Below are 17,021 nucleotides of genomic sequence, written 5' to 3' on the forward strand. Positions count from 1 at the left end.
ACTTCGTTAATTGATATGTGCCGACGCGGCTTCGCCGCCTGGGAGTGCGCCAGCCGTCAGAAACCTTGGTTAACAATCGGCCGGAATGCGGCAGAGGTTGGGTAACAATCGGTTAGAAAGCGTGAGTTGGCGCACTTTGTGGCAACGGTTAATGTAACTGCGACTCGGGGGCTCGGAAGGCCGCAAGGTTCGCCTTGATAGGTTCGACTGAGTGAGTCCCTCTCATGACGAGAGGTCTACTTGGGTGGGTAGCTTATGACTTTCAGCCGACAGACCACGCTTGGAGCGCAAGCCACCGTGACCGGTGTCGGCGTCCATTCCGGAAAGCCTGTCAGCCTGACACTCGGGCCCGCTCCTGTCGATGCCGGCTATATCTTCGTCCGCACCGGGCTCGAAGGCCCGGATCGCGAAGTCCAGGCCACGACCAAATCCGTCATCGCCACCGAATTTGCCACTGTGCTCGGCGATCGTGAAGGCCCGATCGTTTCCACCGCCGAACACGTCCTTGCCGCGCTGCGTGGTATGGGCATCGACAATGCCACCATCGAAGTGGACGGTCCGGAAGTGCCGATCATGGATGGTTCGGCCGCCCCCTTCGTCGCCGCCATCGATCAGGCCGGCGTGGTCGAGCAGGGCGCCCGCCGCCGCTTCATCCAGGTGTTGAAACCGGTGCAGGTCGCCATCGGTGACAGTTTCGGTGAACTCCGCCCCCACGCTGCCGGCTTCCGCGCCGAGATCGAAATCAACTTCAACAATCCCGCCATCGGCCGTCAGAGCTTCGTGCTCGACCTCAATCCCGAATCCTTCCGCCGTGACGTCGCTCGCGCCCGTACCTTTGGCTGCATGAACGACGTGGCCCGCCTCTGGAGCGCCGGTTTCGCGCTCGGCGCCTCCTTCGAAAATTCCGTCGTGTTCGACGATACCAAGCTCCTCAACACCGAAGGCCTCCGTTACGCCGACGAATGCGCCCGCCACAAGGTGCTCGATGCGGTCGGCGATCTCGCTCTGGCCGGCCTGCCCATCCTCGGCGCTTATCGCTCGGTGCGCGGTGGCCACAAGCTCAACAACGAAGTCCTGAAGGCGCTGATGGCCGATCGCTCGGCCTGGAAGATCGTCGAAGCCGACGCTGTTTCCTTGCAGACCGCCCGCCGCGGCCGCGCCTCTGCCGATGTCACCTCGGGCGTGCTCGGCGGTTTGGCGCCGGCATTCGGGCCGGACGTCTCCTGAGCGGATGCGGTGTTTTGGACGTATTCCGGCGTCCCACACCCGCAGTAACCATAACCACCTGTCTCCACACCTCTTTCGCCACAATCCCGGCGAAATGCGTCCCTATCCGGTTGGTTAACGAACGGCCTTCGGATAAACAGGCACGCGGTCGGGGAGATGACCACGGGCCCGTTTGGGCTGGTTCGTATCGGGGCGCGGTTGGCGCGCAAGGCACCGCATTCAGGGCACCGTGATGGCGCCCGCAGACAGGCGTCAGGCAAGAATAGATGTCGGCACAGCGTATCGCGCTTACCTTCCGTGATGAACTCAATCGCCTCAAGCGTCCGCTGCGGCTCGCTGCCGGCCTGATCGTGCTTGCCGTGCCACTGGCCGGCTGCGGCACCGGCGCCCTGTGGGACAAGTTCTCGAAGAAAGACGATCAGTTCGTCGATGAACCCGCCGACAAGCTCTACAATGAGGGTCTGTACCTCATGAACCAGAGCAAGGATCCGAAAGCGGCTGCGAAGAAATTCGAGGAAGTCGATCGCCAGCACCCGTATTCGGAATGGGCGCGCAAGTCGCTGTTGATGTCCGCCTATGCGGCCTATCAGACCGGCGACTACGACACCTGCATCGGCTCCGCCACGCGCTACGTGACGCTGCATCCGGGAAGCCCGGACGCCGCCTACGCTCAGTACCTCATCGCCGCCTCGCATTACGACCAGATCCCGGACATCTCGCGCGATCAGGGCCGCACCGAAAAGGCGATGGCTGCGCTCGAGGAAGTCATCCGCAAATACCCGACCTCCGAATACGCCACTTCCGCCAAACAGAAGCTGGAAGGCGCCCGCGACCAGATCGCCGGCAAGGAAATGGATATCGGCCGCTATTACATGAAGAAGCGCGACTACACCGCGGCCATCAACCGCTTCAAGACAGTGGTCACGCAATATCAGACCACGCGTCACGTCGAGGAAGCGCTGATGCGCCTGACCGAGGCCTATATGACCGTCGGCGTGGTCGGCGAGGCGCAGACCGCCGCCGCGGTGCTTGGCCACAATTTTCCTGACAGCCGCTGGTACAAAGACGCCTATAATATTGTAAAGTCGGGCGGTCTCGAACCGAGCGAGAACAAGGGCTCCTATATTTCGCGGGCCTTCAAGCGAATCGGCCTCGGCTAGGAATCGTCCTCTCATGCTCGCTCGTCTGTCGATCCGTGACATCGTCCTGATCGAGCGGCTCGATATCGAATTCGCGCGCGGCCTCGCGGTGCTCACCGGCGAGACCGGCGCCGGCAAATCCATCCTGCTCGATGCCTTCGCGCTCGCCCTCGGCGGTCGCGGCGATGCCGGTTTGGTCCGTCACGGTGCAGAGCAGGGGCAGGTGATCGCTGCCTTCGATCTCGAACCCGGCCATCCCGCGCTCGGCCTGCTCAAGGACAACGGTTTCGACGACGACAGCGGCGAGATGATCCTGCGCCGCGTGCAGCTCGCCGATGGCCGTACCCGCGCCTACATCAACGATCAGACCGTCAGCGTGCAGACGCTCAGGGCCATCGGCGCGGCGCTGGTCGAAATCCACGGCCAGCATGACGACCGGGCGCTCGTGGACGCCGCCAGCCATCGCCGCCTGCTCGATGCCTTTGCCGGGCTGGAGAAGGACGTCGCTGCGCTGGAAACCCTGTGGGACGCCCGCAAGGCCGCCTATACCGCGCTGGAAACCCACCGCGCCAATATGGAGCGCGCGGCCCGCGATGCCGACTATCTCCGCCATTCCGCCGACGAGCTGAAGAAGCTCACCCCGAAGGAGGGCGAGGAAACGGCGCTTGCCGAACGTCGCACCGGCATGATGCAGGGCGAAAAGATTGCCGCTGACCTGCGCGAGGCACAGGAAGCGGTGTCCGGCCCGCATTCGCCGATCTCCGCGCTGGCTGCCGCCGTGCGCCGCCTGGAGCGTCGCGCTGGTTCGTCGCCGGCGCTGGTGGAACCTGCGGTCAAGGCCATCGACGTCGCTATCAACGCGCTTGAAGAGGCCAGCCAGCATCTCGAGGCCGCATTGATCGCGGCCGATTTCGATCCCGCCGAACTCGAGCGTATCGAGGAACGTCTGTTCGCGCTGCGCGCTGCTGCCCGCAAATTCTCGACCCCGGTGGATGGCCTCGCTGCGTTGGCTGCGAAGTTTTACGCCGATGTGGCGACGATCGATGCCGGAGCCGGACAGCTGCAGAAGCTGGAGAAAGCTGCGGTCGAATCCGATGCGAAATACGTTGCTGCGGCGACGAAACTCTCCTCCGCACGCATCAAGTCTGCCGAAAAACTCAACAAGGCTGTGATCGCCGAGTTGGCGCCGCTCAAGCTGGAGCGTGCGAAATTTATCACGCAGGTCGATACCGATGCGGCGGCGCCCGGCCCGCAAGGCATCGACCGCGTCGAATTCTGGGTGCAGACCAATCCCGGCACGCGCCCGGGGCCGATGATGAAGGTCGCTTCCGGCGGCGAACTCTCGCGGTTTCTGCTGGCGCTGAAAGTGGTGCTGTCCGACAAGGGCTCGGCGCCCACGCTGGTGTTCGACGAAATCGACACCGGGGTGGGTGGCGCGGTGGCCGATGCCATCGGCGCGCGGCTCGGCCGTCTCGCCGGCAAGGTCCAGGTGATGGCGGTAACGCATGCACCGCAGGTGGCTGCGCGCGCGGACCAGCATCTCCTGATATCCAAGGCGGCGCTCGACAAGGGCAAGCGCGTGGCAACCAATGTGAACACGCTGGCGGACGATCATCGCCGCGAGGAGATCGCGCGGATGTTGGCAGGTGCTGAGATTACCGCCGAGGCGCGGGCTGCGGCGGATCGGTTGCTCAAAGGCGCGGCGTAACCCAAACTCGTCATTCCGGGGCGCGCCGAAGGCGCGAACCCGGAACCTCATAATGCCTGCACTCTGTGTTACAAAACGCCGCCATACCGTACTGCGTCTACATGCTCGCCTTGAAGAAGAATGGTGCGCTGTATATCGGTGTCACCAACGACCTTGTTCGCTGCGTCCACGAACACAAGACAAATGCGGTCAAAAGTTTTACCTCGCGCTACAACGTGCATGTTCTTATGTGGTTCGAGATTTACGCCGATCCGCTGACGGCGATCACCCGCGAGAAAGAGCTGAAGAAGTGGCGGCGGGAATGGAAAGTTGCTTTGATCGGGGCAACGAATGTCGAATGGCATGATTTGTATGCGTCGATCCCGTAAGAGCGCCCCATGATGAGATTCCGGGTTCGCGCTGCGCGCGTCCCGGAATGACGAGTGTAGCTATGGCAAAATCTCCCAAAACTCCCCCCGACATCTCCACGCTCACCAAGCCGAAAGCCAAGGTCGAGCTGATGCGGCTGTCGCTGGAGATGGAGACGCACAACAAGCTTTACTATCAGGACGACGCGCCGACGATTTCCGACGCGGCCTATGACGCCCTGCGCCAGCGCGTCGAAGCGATCGAAGCCAAATTCCCCGATCTCGTGAAATCGGACTCGCCGACCCAGACCGTCGGCGCTGCGCCTTCGCGCGGCTTCGCAAAAATCCAGCATGCGGTGCCGATGCTGTCGCTCGGCAATGCCTTCAGCGACGAGGAAGTCACCGAATTCGTCACCCGCATCCAGCGCTTCCTCAAGCTCGACGAAATCCCGGCACTCGTCGCCGAGCCAAAGATCGACGGCCTCTCGCTGTCGCTGCGTTACGAGAATGGCGAGCTGATCCATGCCGCCACCCGCGGCGATGGTTTTACGGGAGAGGACGTCACCGCCAATGTCCGCACCATCAAGGACATCCCTAATACGCTGAAGGGCAAACAGATTCCCGCCGCCTGCGAACTGCGCGGCGAGGTCTATATGCTCAAGAGCGATTTCCTTGCGCTCAACAAGAAGCAGGAAGAAGCCGGCGACACAGTTTTCGCCAATCCGCGCAACTCGGCAGCCGGGTCGCTGCGGCAGAAGGATGTCGCTATCACCGCATCGCGGCCATTGAAATTCTTCGCCTATGCCTGGGGCGAGATGTCGGACTACCCGATGCCGGCGCCGACCCAGCATGCGATGGTCGACTGGCTCCACAAAGCCGGCTTCACCGTCAATCCCGAGATTACGCTGTGCAGGAGCGTCGATGACGCGCTCGCCTTTTATCGCCGTATCGGCGAAATCAGGGCCAAGCTCGGCTACGACATCGACGGTGTCGTCTACAAGGTCGATCGGATCGACTGGCAGGCGCGTCTCGGCTTCGCCGGCCGCGCGCCGCGCTGGGCCATCGCACATAAATTCGCGGCGGAGCAGGCGATGACCGTGCTCGAAAAGATCGACATCCAGGTCGGGCGCACCGGCGCGCTGACCCCGGTGGCGCGGCTGACCCCGATCACGGTCGGCGGCGTCGTGGTGTCGAATGCAACGCTGCATAACGCCGACTATATCGCCGGCATCGGCAATGACGGTCAGCCGCTGCGCGATGGCGTCGATATCCGCGAGGGTGACACCGTGATCGTGCAGCGCGCGGGGGATGTCATTCCGCAGGTCGTGAATGTCGTGCTCGACAAACGCCCGAAGACAGCGAAGCCCTACGTGTTTCCCGACAAGTGCCCGGTCTGCGGCAGCCATGCCATTCGCGAGAATGACGAGGTCGTGACCCGCTGCACCGGTGCGCTGGTGTGCCCGGCGCAGGCGGTGGAGAAGCTCAAGCATTTCGTCTCGCGGCTGGCCTTCGACATTGACGGCCTCGGCGACAAGCAGATTCAGGAATTCTATGACGAGGGCATCATCATGCATCCCGTCGATATCTTCACGCTGGCCAAGCGTGATGAGCGTGCCAACAAGAAGCTGCGCGATCGCGAAGGCTATGGCGAAGTCTCGGTGCGCAATCTGTTTGCAGCCATCGACGATCGCCGAACGATCGAACTCAATCGCCTGATCTTCGCGCTCGGCATCCGCCATATCGGCGAGGGCAATGCAAAGCTGTTGGCGCGGCACTATGGTTCTTTCGCCGCGTTCCGCGAGGCGATGCTGGCTGCGGCGGCGGGCCAGAGTGAAGAGGGGAATACGTCGGAAGCCTATCAGGACCTCAATAATATCGGCGGCATCGGTGAGATCGTTGCCGACGCCGTGGTCGAGTTCTTTGCCGAGAAACGTAACGTGAAAGCGCTCGATGAATTGGTTGGTGAACTCACCGAAGTTATCCCGGTCGCGCAAGCCAAGACCGACACGCCGGTCGCGGGCAAGACGGTGGTGTTCACCGGCTCGCTGACGAAGTTTACACGCGATGAAGCGAAGGCGTCGGCCGAACGTCTGGGGGCGAAGGTTGCCGGCTCCGTGTCGAAAAAAACCGATTATGTCGTCGCTGGCGAGGATGCAGGTTCAAAGCTTGCCAAGGCGCGGGATCTCGGCGTGACCGTGCTGACGGAAGACGAGTGGCTGGCGCTGATTGGGGGATAATACCTCCGCCCTACATCAACCCGCTCTCTTCACTCTCCGCTTTCTCGACCATCTTTTCCGTCACCACCACCTTCCGCCGTGGCACCAGAAAGATCATCGCGGCCGCGCAGCCGCAGGACAGCACGACCAGTGACAGGTTGAGCGCTACCGGCGTCGCAAAATGCCCGCCGAGCCACGCGCCACCCTGCGAGCAGAGTGCGCCGAATCCCATCTGCATGAAGCCCATCATACCCGAGGCCGCACCGGCCGCTTGCGGGCGGATGCTGAGTGCGCCGGCGGCGCCGTTCGACATCACGAAGGCATTGCCGAACATCACGATCATATGGGTGAGGAACAGCCAGGCCGGGTCCTGATTGAGGCCCGTCAGTCCCCAGACGACATTGAGCAATGCGCCGCCGAATTGCAGCGCGAGGCCGAACCAGATCAGCTGCTCGATGGTTCGGCGCGGCGCAAAGCGCACACAAGCGAGATTGCCGACGAGATAAGCGAGGCCGGATGTTGCGAACCATGCGCCATATTCGGCAGAGCTGCGGCCCATCTGGTTGACGACCACATAAGGTCCGCCGCCCGCGAAAGTGAAAATGATCCATGAGGCCATCACGTAGCAGAAGAGATAGCCGAGAAAGGCGCGGCTGCCGAACAGCACTCTTGAATCCGCGATGAAGCCGCTGCTGCCGGAATCGATGGTTGCGCGCTTGCGTGTCTCCGGCAGCAGGAAAGCAATCGCCAATGTGACGGCCAGCGACGCCGCGGTGACCGTGTAAAAAATTGCCCGCCAGCCGAAGCCGGTTTCGATCAGGCCGCCGGCGAGCGGCGATAGCATCTGCGCAATCATCATGACAGCGATGACAAGGCTGATCATCGGCCCCACGCGTTCACGTGGATAGAGATCGCGGATGATGGCGCGGCTCATGACCATGCCCGTCGCGCCGCCCAGCGCCTGGAAGAAGCGTGCGGCGATGAGTTGCGGCAGCGTGGTCGCGAAACTCGAGCCGATGCCGGCAACCACCATCAGGCTGAGCCCGGCAAGCAGCACCGGCTTGCGGCCGAAGCGGTCGGACAGCGGCCCCATGATCAGCTGCGAGAAAGCGAGCCCGACCATGTAGAGCGATACGGTCATCTGCGCGATGGAGATGTCGGCATCGAAGGTGCGGGCCAGCTCCGGGAGTGCCGGTACCAGCATATAGAGCGAGATGGGCGCGATGCCGGTCATCACGACCAGCAGAAGCAGCATCACCCGCGAACGCGTAGAATCCGTTTTGTCGAGATCGCTGGCGGCCGGACTGCAGGTCACGCGAACATTGTTCTTTCGTTGTTATGGCTGGACCAGCGGTTCGGTCGCCGCCTGCAACCAGGTCCGCGTTTCCTCGTCGTCGATCAGCGGCGCGATCTCGCGGCGGACGCGGGCGTGATAGTCGTTGATCCAGACGAGCTCACGCTTGCTGATGCGATGAGCGTTGATCAGCCGGCGATCGATCGGTGCCAGGGTCAATGTCTCGAATTGATTCATCGGCTGCTCGGCGCCATCGATCCTGGCTTCGACGACGAGTTCGAGATTCTCGATGCGGATGCCGAAGGCGTCGGTCTTGTAATAGCCGGGCTCGTTGGAAAGGATCATGCCGCGTTTCAGCGGCGTGGTGCCGAGTTTGGAAATCCGCGCCGGGCCTTCATGCACCGAGAGATAGCTGCCGACGCCATGGCCGGTGCCGTGGGCGAAATCGAGCCCGGCATGCCACAGGAACTGGCGGGCGAAGGCATCGATCTGCGCGCCCGTCGTGCCATCCGGAAACACGGTACGGGCGATGGCGATGTGCCCGCGCAGCACGCGCGTAAAACGGTCGCGCATTTCGTCGGTCGGCTCGCCGATGGCGATGGTTCGCGTGACGTCGGTGGTGCCGTCCTCATATTGCGCGCCGGAATCGATCAGCAGCAGGTCGCCAAGGGCGACACGGCGATTGCTCTTGCGGGTGACGCGGTAGTGTACGATGGCACCGTTCGGCCCGGTGCCGGCGATGGTCGGGAAGGACACATCCTTCAGCGCGCCGGTGTCCCGGCGGAATGTTTCCAGTGCCTCCACGGTGTCGATCTCGGTGAGGCCACCCTTCGGCGCCTCGCGGTCGATCCAGGCCAGAAACTTCGTCAGCGCCACGGCGTCGCGGCGATGTGCGGTCATGGTGCCCTTGATCTCGACCGGATTCTTCATCGCCTTGAGCATGGCGATGGGATCGGTGCTGCGGACAGCCGTGCCGCCGGCAGTGGCAATGAGCTGGCTCAAGGCATCCGCTGCCGTCGCGCTATCGAGCGCGATGGATGCGCCGCTCACCGCGAGATCGCGCAATGATTTCGCCAGCGCATCGGGCTCCCGTACTTCGGCGGAGGCTTCGAGATGGTCGCGCGAGCTGTTGGACAGCTTGCGGTGATCGATGAAAATCTGTGGCCGGCCGTCCTTCGGCACCAGCGCATAGGACAGCGGCAGTGGTGTATGCGAAACGTCGGCACCGCGGATGTTGAAAGTCCACGCCACTGCATGTGAGTCCGACAGCACGATCGCGTCGACGCCGAGCTTAGCGATCTCGGCGCGGATGCGTGTGAGCTTGTCGGCCTCGCTTTCGCCGGCATATTCCATCGGATGGATTGTGACGGCGCCGAGCGGTGCTGCAGGGCGTTCGTGCCACACGGCATCGATGGGATTGCTATCCACTGCAACGAGCTCGGCGCCGGCCTTGGCGCAGGCCGCCTTCAGGCGCTCCGCTGCTGCTGTCGTGTGCAGCCACGGATCAAATCCGAGGCGGTCCTCCGGCTTCAGATGGTCGGCGATCCAGTTTTCCGGCGGCGGTTCGACCAGCGACTGGATGCTCCAGGCATGGGTATCGACCTGTTTCGCCACCTGCACGGTATAGCGGCCGTCGACGAAAACCGCGGCCTCCTGCAGCAGGACCACCGCCATACCGGCCGAGCCGGTGAAGCCGGTGAGCCAGGCCAGCCGCTCGTCGGATGGCGGGACATATTCGTTCTGCTGCTGGTCAGCGCGCGGGATCACGAAGCCGGTCAACTTCTGCCGCAGCAATTCCTCGCGAAACGCAGCCAGCCGCGCCGTCAGCGCGACGCCGCCCTCGGGTTCTTCAAAGGTCTGGAAATGAGCTTCGAACATGGTGGTGATATCCTACGGGCGTGCCATGGCGCGGGCAATCGAGGGGCAGGGTTGCGAAAAGCTGGCACAGGTTATGCTTGAATTCCGGACAGCGGAGTCAGAAATCCGGAACCTTTTCGCGCCGCGATTTGTTGCCGATTTGCTGCCTCGGCGAAGACTGCAAAGCCTTTGTCGTGAAGTCTTTTCAGTCTGGTCTTTGTGTTCAACTCAACGAAGAGGGAAAACACCATGCCCGCTTTCACGTTTGAGAAGATTTCCCCGCCGCGTCATAACGCGCATTCCGTCCTTTCGCAGCCCCAGCCGCAAGTCTCTTCGCCGCAGCAACGAGACAATGTGATCCAGGTGCTCGGCCGCTTCGTCATCGCGCGCGTGCGTGAGGACGAAGGGTCTGCGAAGCAATCCCTTCCGAAGTAATCTCTTCGGTCATTGCCCGGTTCGACCGGGCAAGCCAGTCAACAGAGCTACGAGCGATCGAGTCGGAAACGCGGCCTCGGCTGGATCGTCGGCTCCAAGCGAGCAATCGCGCGCCTGGGCGGGTGATGGCAGCTGGAGCGGGATTACCCCGCCCGCTGCATCAACAGGCTGCTCCAGCCCTCGATGATCTGCTCCCGCAGCAGCACCAGGCCCCGCGCGCGATAGGCGGCGATCACGCTGGTCGCCTGGTGCGGCAGCAGGCCGGACAGGATCACCATGCCGTTGCTCGCCATATGTCGCTCCATATCGGTGGCCATGGCGCGCAGCGGATTGGCGAGAATATTCGCGAGGATCAGGTCGAACGGCGCATGCAGCGCGATCTTCGCCGACGAAAATCCCTTGGCGCAAACCGTCTCGACCAGATTGCCGACGCCGTTCAGCCGCATGTTTTCATGTGCCACCTTCACCGACATCGCATCGATATCGGTAGCGAGCACGCGCGTCTTGGTGGCCTTGGCCGCAGCGATGGCCAGCACGCCGGTGCCGGTGCCGAGATCGAGAATGCGTTTTGGTGCCTTCGAGCGCAGGACATAATCGAGATAGACGAGGCAGCCGCGCGTGGTGCCGTGATGACCGGTGCCGAAAGCCAGCGCCGCCTCGATTTCGATGCCGAGCTGGTTATCCTGTACCTTGTCGCGGTCATGGCTGCCATGGACGATGAAGCGTCCGGCGCGCACCGGCACCAGTCCTTCGAGGCTTTCCTTGACCCAGTCCTTGGCCTCGATGGCGTCGAACACGACGCTGGCGGCCACGGTATCGTCCGAAGCGAGGGCGACCAGATTGCGGATCGAGGCTTCGTCCGGCGGATCGGCGAAATGCACGGTGACATCCCAGCGGCCCTCGGGATTTTCGAAAGCCGCGATGGCGGCTTCGCCCTCTTCAAAACTCTCGGTGAGCAGATCGACGATGCGCTTGGCGCTGAATTCATCGCCGACGGCAAAGGTGGCGCGGCTGGTGCCCTGGGTTGTCATCGCGGATCCGTCGTGAACAGGAAATGCACGGGTTTGTCCACGTTTCGTACAGGGTTTATCCCGGGGATGATACCCGGCTGATGCACCGGAATTGCACCGCCCTATACCGGCGCCGTGCACCAGCTGTCCCGGGCTTCTCAACAGACTTGTCCCGCCGCCGATCACAGGTCGCGCACAGACTTATCCACACCTTGCCCACAGGCTTATCCAAACAACGCCCGGTGATCCCGCAGCACGGTCTTCGCTGCATTATGGCCGGGGGCGCCGGTGACGCCGCCGCCGGGATGGGCGCCGGAGCCGCAGTGGTAAAGGCCTTTCAGCGGCCCCCGATAGTCGGCATGGCCGAGCATCGGCCGCGCCGAGAACAGCTGGTTCAGGCTCAGCGCGCCGTGGAAAATGTCGCCGGCGATGAGGCCGAAATCGCGCTCGAGATCGAGCGGCGACAGCGCCTGCCGGCCGATCACGCTGGCCTTGAAGCCGGGGGCGTAGTCGTCCACCGTTTTGATCATGAGAGCGGCCACCGTGTCGCGATGGTCGTCCCAGGACATTCCGCTCGGCAGTTCTGGCGCTACGTGCTGGCAGAACAGGCTGGCGACATGCTGGCCGGCCGGCGCGAGGCTGTCGTCGAGCGTCGAGGGGATCAGCACCTCGACGATCGGTTGCTTGCTCCAGCCATCCTGTCTGGCGTCGAGCCAGGCGCGGTCCATATAGGCGAGGCTCGGCGCGACGATGATGCCGGCCGTCAGGTGATCGCCGGTGCCGGGCAGCGCCGTGAACGAGGGCAGGGCGCTCAACGCCACATTCATGCGGAAGGTGCCGGAGCCGCCGCGCCAATTGGTCATGCGCGCGCGAAATGCCTTCGGCAGCGCATCGGCCGGCGTCAGCCGCGTATAGAGCAGTTTGGGATTGACGTTCGAGATCACATATTTCGCGCGGATGCTTTCGCCATTGTCGAGCACGACGCCAACCGCGCGGTCGCGCTCCACCAGCACTTCGCGCACGCCATTGCCAAGCGCGATGTCAACGCCGTGGCTTTGCGCTGCGGCCGCCATGGCCTGCGTGATCGCGCCCATGCCGCCGATGGCATGGCCCCAGACGCCTTTCTTGCCGTTCACCTCGCCAAAAGCGTGATGCAGCATCACATAGGCGGAGCCTGCGGCGTAAGGGCTTGCATAGTTGCCGACAACGGCGTCGAAGCCGAACAGCGCCTTGACCAGATCATGCTCGAACACATCGTCAAGCATCTCCCCGGCCGAGCAGGTGAACAGATCGAGCAGGATGCGCTGCTGCTCGATGGTGAGTTCGTTCAAAATCTTCGCGGTGCCGAGCGCGTTGATCGTTTCGGAGACGGTGTTGCGGCCAAAACCCTGCACCACATTGGGCGGCGCCCGCAGCACGAAGGCGCGCAGCACATCGGCGATGACTTCGAGCTGCTGCGAGAAGGTGCCGATCCGCTCGGCGTCATGGGCGCTGAGTTTCGCAACCGAGGCCTGCGTACGGCCTTCGCCGGTCAGCAGGTAGCTGCCGTCTGGTGCAGGCAGGAAGTTTTGTGCCCTGCGCTCGACGATACGCAATCCATGCTCATGCAATTTGAGATCGGCGATGATTTTCGGATTGAGCAGGCTGACGGTGTACGATGCCACTGAGTTGCGGAAGCCGGGGTGAAACTCCTGCGTCACCGCGGCGCCGCCGACCACGCTGCGGCGGTCCACCACCTTTACGCGCAACCCGGCCATCGCGAGATAGGCCGCGCAAGTGAGGCCGTTATGGCCGGCCCCGATGATCACAACGTCGTGGTCTGACATGTCCGGTTCAGCTTGGGTTGCTAGAACCTCCCTTATCGAAGAGGCGGCCCTGCGGCACAAGGCCATGTGGCGCCAATTCGGTTCCTTGGTTAGCCCGGATTGCCCGAATGGGTACTCTATGCTCCATTCGCGCTCCGCCGGCCGCCCGGCGGATACTGTTGCCTGCTGTTCAGCCGGAGTGTCCATGAGTTCGTCGCAGCCGCCCGCCGCCCCAAACTCGGCCTCCCGCAATCGTCTTCTGCTGACAGTCTATACGGCCGCGATTTTCGTCAGCGCGCTGCTGCTGTTCTCGGTGCAGCCGCTGTTCACCAAGATGGTGCTGCCGCGGCTCGGCGGCTCGCCGGCGGTGTGGTCGGTGGCGATGGTGTTCTTCCAGTCGCTGCTGCTGGGCGGCTACGCCTATGCGCATTTCCTGATGCAGCTTCGCAATCGCGCGATTCCGGTGGCTGTGCATCTGGTGCTGCTCAGTGCGGCGCTGTTGACGCTGCCGCTGGCCATCGCAAATGGTTGGGGCGAGCCGCCGGAGAGCGGCTATGCATTCTGGCTGCTCGGTCTGTTCGCCGTCTCGATCGGTTTGCCGTTCTTCGCCCTCGCCGCCAACAATCCGATGCTGCAGGCCTGGTTCGTACGCACCGGCCATCCGGACGGCCGCGATCCATACTTCCTCTATGCGTCCTCGAACATCGGCAGCTTTCTCGCATTGCTGTCCTATCCGGTACTGCTCGAGCCGATGTTCTCGCTGCGCACGCAAAACCTGATCTGGACCTCCGGTTATGGGCTCCTCATCGTGCTGATCGCGTCCTGCGGTTTCCTGCTGATGCGCTCTCCGGCCGTGGTGATCGCAGCGCCGGAAGCGGGCGGGTCGGAAACCGCTGAGCCGAGCTGGATGCAACGACTGCGCTGGATTTTCCTTGCTGCCGTGCCGTCGGGCCTGCTGATCGCGGTCACCGCCCATATCTCCACGGACGTTGCCGCGGCGCCACTGCTCTGGGTGTTGCCGCTGTCGCTCTATCTGCTCACCTGGGTATTGGTGTTCCAGTCGCGTCCGCTGCTCCCGCATTGGCTGATGCTTCAGTTGCAGCCGCTGGCGATAGCCGGCGTCATTGTGTTGCTCGCCGTCGGCGGTGAACAAAACCTGCTGCTCACTTTGGGCGGTCACCAGCTCGCCTTCTTCATCATCGCCATGGCGTGTCACGGCGAACTCGCGCGCACCCGTCCGGCGCCGCGTCATCTCACCGGCTTCTATGTTTCGTTGTCGTTCGGCGGCATGGTGGGCGGCCTGTTCGCGGGCCTCATTGCACCCTACACCTTCTCGTGGATCGCGGAATACCCGATCCTCGTGGCGCTTGCGGTGCTCTGCCTGCCGGCGCAGTCCGGGCGTTCCTCGCGCTGGACCGGCATCTATTGGCTGCTGCTCTTCGCCGCCGCCGTGGCGCTGATCGCGCCGAGTTACACGACAGGCAAGCTGTTCAACTGGTTCGACGCCCAGCGCGTCTATGTCGTCGCGGCCGTTGCCGTCATCGGCGTGATTGTGGCCCGGTTGCATGTCGGCAGGCTCGAAATGCTCGGGATCACGGTGCTCGCGCTGGCGTTGATCCGCATCTACCCGGCCGATGACGGACGCGTCGAGACCGTACGCAGCTTCTTTGGCGTGCACAAGATTCAGGTCACCGCGAACGGTCAGTATCATGTGCTGCTGCATGGCACGACAATTCACGGCGCCGAGAAGTATCTCAACGACGACGGCACGCCTGTGACCGGCCGTCCGGAACCGATCTCCTATTATTACAAGGACGGCGGCATGGGGCAGGCGATTACGGCGATGCGTGCGCGCAAGGGGGCGCCGCTGCATGTCGCCGTTATCGGTCTCGGCTCGGGTTCGTTGGTCTGCGCCCAGGCGCCGGGGGAAAATTGGACGTTCTTCGAGATCGACCAGACCATGGTCGACACTGCGCGAGATCCGAAATACTTCAGCTACATTTCCAAGTGCCAGCCGGACATCAAGCCTGTCATCGGCGATGCGCGGCTGACCTTCGCGCGCGAGCCCGATAGCGCCTACGATCTCATCATCGTCGATGCCTATTCGTCCGACGCGATCCCGATCCATCTGGCGACGCAGGAGGCGATGGCGATCTACAAGGCGAAGCTGGCGCCGCAGGGGGCTGTTGTCATGCATGTCTCCAACCGTCACCTCGAACTCGCCAGCGTGGTGACGGGCATTGCCGATGCCAACGGGCTGAAAAGCTGGGTGTTCAACGAGGATACCGGCCGCGATGCCGAATATATCTTCTCGACCAATGTCGTGATTTCCGCACGCAACGACATGGACGTCGGCAGTATCGCGCTGCCGTCATCGTCATGGACTCTGACGCCGGCCAAAACGGATCAGCGGGTCTGGACTGATGATTATTCCAACATCCTCGGCGCCGTCTGGCGCCGGCTGCGGGACGGAGATACGTGAGCGTCCCTCAGTCGTAGGGCGGATGAGCGAAGCGTAATCCGCCGGCCGAGTCATAAACGAAGCTCTGCGGCGAATGACGGCTTCGCCTCATCCGCCCTTCGGGATTGTGTTTCAATAGTCGCCGAAGAAACCACGCTGACGCGGAGCGTAATAGACCTGCGGCTGGCGGTTGTAATTGTAGTAGCTGCGGTTGGCGTAATATTGCTGCGTCTCGGCCTCCGTCATACGGCGATAGCCGGGAGGGGCCGGATACTGACGGCCATCGTCGCCGTCGGCGGGATAGATATAGCGGTTATCAGACGGCTGCGCTTGGCGGATCACGCGACGATTGTTCGGCACCGCCTGCGGCGCAATCTCCATCGGATTGCCATAGGCATCATAGGTCGGCTCGGCAGGCGCGACTTCGCGGCGAGCTACCGCGGTCTTGCTGCCGCGCGGATTGCGGGCGAGGGCGACCTGCGACGAGCCGGTGAGGGTCACGTTGGTGTTCAGCACACCGTCGGCCTTCACCATCGCAAACAGCGTAGCGGCGTTCTCGCGTGACAGTCGCACACAGCCATGGGAGGCCGGAGAGCCGAGCCGGTTCACTGAATCCGTGCCGTGGATGGCATGGCCCTTCTTGGTGAAGAAGATCGCATGCGGCATCGGCGCGTCGTCGAATTCCTTCGAGAAGTGATCCTCTTCCATGCGGAACGTCTGGAAACTGCCGTTTGGCGTTTCATAGGACGGGATGCCCGACGACACCGGCCAGCGATATTTCTCGACGCCGTCCTGCACGACGGTCATCGTCTGGGTGTCTTTGTTGACGGTGATGTTGATCTTGGCTTCGGCACTGCTGCCGGCAGCGAGAACGGAGAGACCCGCCAGGGTCATGACAATCGCACGCATGTTACCTTTCGCCTCCGGGCCTCGCCCTGTTCATTCGCTCGCCGTCCCGGTTCCAATATGTATCCGGGTCCGGCGTCTCGCCAGTGACAGTTTCGTGCATCCTTAACCGCAGACGGTTCACGCCGTGGCAGGCCCTTTCGCTTGCTGCAGCGCGGAATGCGCATTTTAACACATCGGATGGGAACCAGTTCCGCCGACACGACGTTGCCATGACGCAATGTGATTGCGACCAAATCGCGCTCGGCGCTGGGGGATCGAACATGAACATCAAGACAACTGCACTGCCCATCCGTTTTACCGTGAAAACCCGTCTCGCGATTGCGGCGGCGGTGCTGGCCCTGACGGCGGCGCCGCATTTCGCCCATGCCCAGGGCGTGTTCCGCGGCGCAGAGCAGGGCGCCAATCGGGGCGCCCGGGAGGGTAACCGTGCAGCCGGTCCGGTCGGAGGCCTTGTCGGCGGCGCCATCGGTCTTGGTGTTGGCGGTGCCGTCGGCGGCGTCAAGGGCGTGCTCGGCATTCCCGAAGGGAGCCGCCGCCAATGTCGCGGCTATTACAACCGTCACGGCAAATTCCGCTGCTATCGCTGAGCGGATCGGTTCACAACAAAACGGCC

The 17,021-nt window shown here is 62.9% G+C and carries 13 protein-coding genes; 8 read left to right on the top strand and 5 right to left on the bottom strand.

The annotated features are described in order from the left end of the window. Positions 1 to 255 precede the first annotated feature (255 nt). From lpxC to ligA, 5 genes are all read left to right on the top strand, one after another. Positions 256 to 1,227, top strand: coding sequence for a UDP-3-O-acyl-N-acetylglucosamine deacetylase (lpxC, locus tag E0H22_RS08825; RefSeq protein ID WP_233025284.1), 972 nt, complete (start codon positions 256 to 258; stop codon positions 1,225 to 1,227). 266 nt (positions 1,228 to 1,493) lie between these two features. Continuing rightward, positions 1,494 to 2,387 carry an outer membrane protein assembly factor BamD gene (locus tag E0H22_RS08830; RefSeq protein ID WP_233025285.1) on the top strand — a complete coding sequence of 298 codons (894 nt, stop codon included), beginning with the start codon at positions 1,494 to 1,496 and terminating at the stop codon, positions 2,385 to 2,387. Positions 2,388 to 2,400: 13 nt separating this feature from the next. Further along, entirely contained in the window at positions 2,401 to 4,074 is a 1,674-nt protein-coding gene (gene recN / locus E0H22_RS08835; protein WP_233025286.1) for a DNA repair protein RecN, read from the top strand. Positions 4,075 to 4,175: 101 nt separating this feature from the next. Beyond that, entirely contained in the window at positions 4,176 to 4,442 is a 267-nt protein-coding gene (locus tag E0H22_RS08840) for a GIY-YIG nuclease family protein (protein WP_430715234.1), read from the top strand. Between the two features lie 62 nt (positions 4,443 to 4,504). Continuing rightward, on the top strand, positions 4,505 to 6,658 hold the full coding sequence (gene ligA, locus E0H22_RS08845; RefSeq protein WP_233025287.1) for an NAD-dependent DNA ligase LigA: 2,154 nt from the start codon (positions 4,505 to 4,507) through the stop codon (positions 6,656 to 6,658). 10 nt (positions 6,659 to 6,668) lie between these two features. Here ligA and E0H22_RS08850 read toward each other — a convergent pair whose 3' ends face one another. Together E0H22_RS08850 and E0H22_RS08855 are read right to left on the bottom strand one after the other, a co-directional pair. Next, positions 6,669 to 7,892: a multidrug effflux MFS transporter gene (locus E0H22_RS08850; RefSeq protein WP_233026226.1), complete on the bottom strand. Its 1,224-nt coding sequence runs from the start codon at positions 7,890 to 7,892 to the stop codon at positions 6,669 to 6,671. A gap of 81 nt (positions 7,893 to 7,973) precedes the next feature. Then, complete coding sequence (locus E0H22_RS08855; RefSeq protein ID WP_233025288.1) at positions 7,974 to 9,809, bottom strand: aminopeptidase P family protein; 1,836 nt, start codon at positions 9,807 to 9,809, stop codon at positions 7,974 to 7,976. 228 nt (positions 9,810 to 10,037) lie between these two features. Here E0H22_RS08855 and E0H22_RS08860 point away from each other — a divergent pair, with 228 nt between their 5' ends. Further along, complete coding sequence (locus tag E0H22_RS08860) at positions 10,038 to 10,223, top strand: hypothetical protein (protein ID WP_233025289.1); 186 nt, start codon at positions 10,038 to 10,040, stop codon at positions 10,221 to 10,223. A 143-nt stretch (positions 10,224 to 10,366) separates the two neighbouring features. On the opposite strand, the gene E0H22_RS08865 is transcribed toward E0H22_RS08860, so the two are convergent. Then, a complete protein-coding gene (locus tag E0H22_RS08865; protein WP_233025290.1) occupies positions 10,367 to 11,254 on the bottom strand; it encodes a 50S ribosomal protein L11 methyltransferase in 888 nt (295 codons plus the stop codon). A 203-nt stretch (positions 11,255 to 11,457) separates the two neighbouring features. Continuing rightward, positions 11,458 to 13,059 carry a phytoene desaturase family protein gene (locus tag E0H22_RS08870; protein ID WP_233025291.1) on the bottom strand — a complete coding sequence of 534 codons (1,602 nt, stop codon included), beginning with the start codon at positions 13,057 to 13,059 and terminating at the stop codon, positions 11,458 to 11,460. 184 nt (positions 13,060 to 13,243) lie between these two features. On the opposite strand from E0H22_RS08870, the gene E0H22_RS08875 reads away from it, so the two are divergent. Then, positions 13,244 to 15,520 (top strand): fused MFS/spermidine synthase, encoded by a 2,277-nt coding sequence (locus tag E0H22_RS08875; protein ID WP_233025292.1) that lies wholly within the window; start codon positions 13,244 to 13,246, stop codon positions 15,518 to 15,520. Positions 15,521 to 15,631: 111 nt separating this feature from the next. Here the strand turns inward: E0H22_RS08875 and E0H22_RS08880 are convergent, their stop codons facing one another. Beyond that, entirely contained in the window at positions 15,632 to 16,408 is a 777-nt protein-coding gene (locus E0H22_RS08880) for a L,D-transpeptidase family protein (RefSeq protein ID WP_233025293.1), read from the bottom strand. Between the two features lie 260 nt (positions 16,409 to 16,668). On the opposite strand from E0H22_RS08880, the gene E0H22_RS08885 reads away from it, so the two are divergent. Further along, on the top strand, positions 16,669 to 16,995 hold the full coding sequence (locus tag E0H22_RS08885) for a hypothetical protein (protein WP_233025294.1): 327 nt from the start codon (positions 16,669 to 16,671) through the stop codon (positions 16,993 to 16,995). Positions 16,996 to 17,021 lie beyond the last annotated feature (26 nt).

The sequence above is a fragment of the Rhodopseudomonas boonkerdii genome (assembly GCF_021184025.1).
GTDB classification, from domain to species: domain Bacteria; phylum Pseudomonadota; class Alphaproteobacteria; order Rhizobiales; family Xanthobacteraceae; genus Tardiphaga; species Tardiphaga boonkerdii.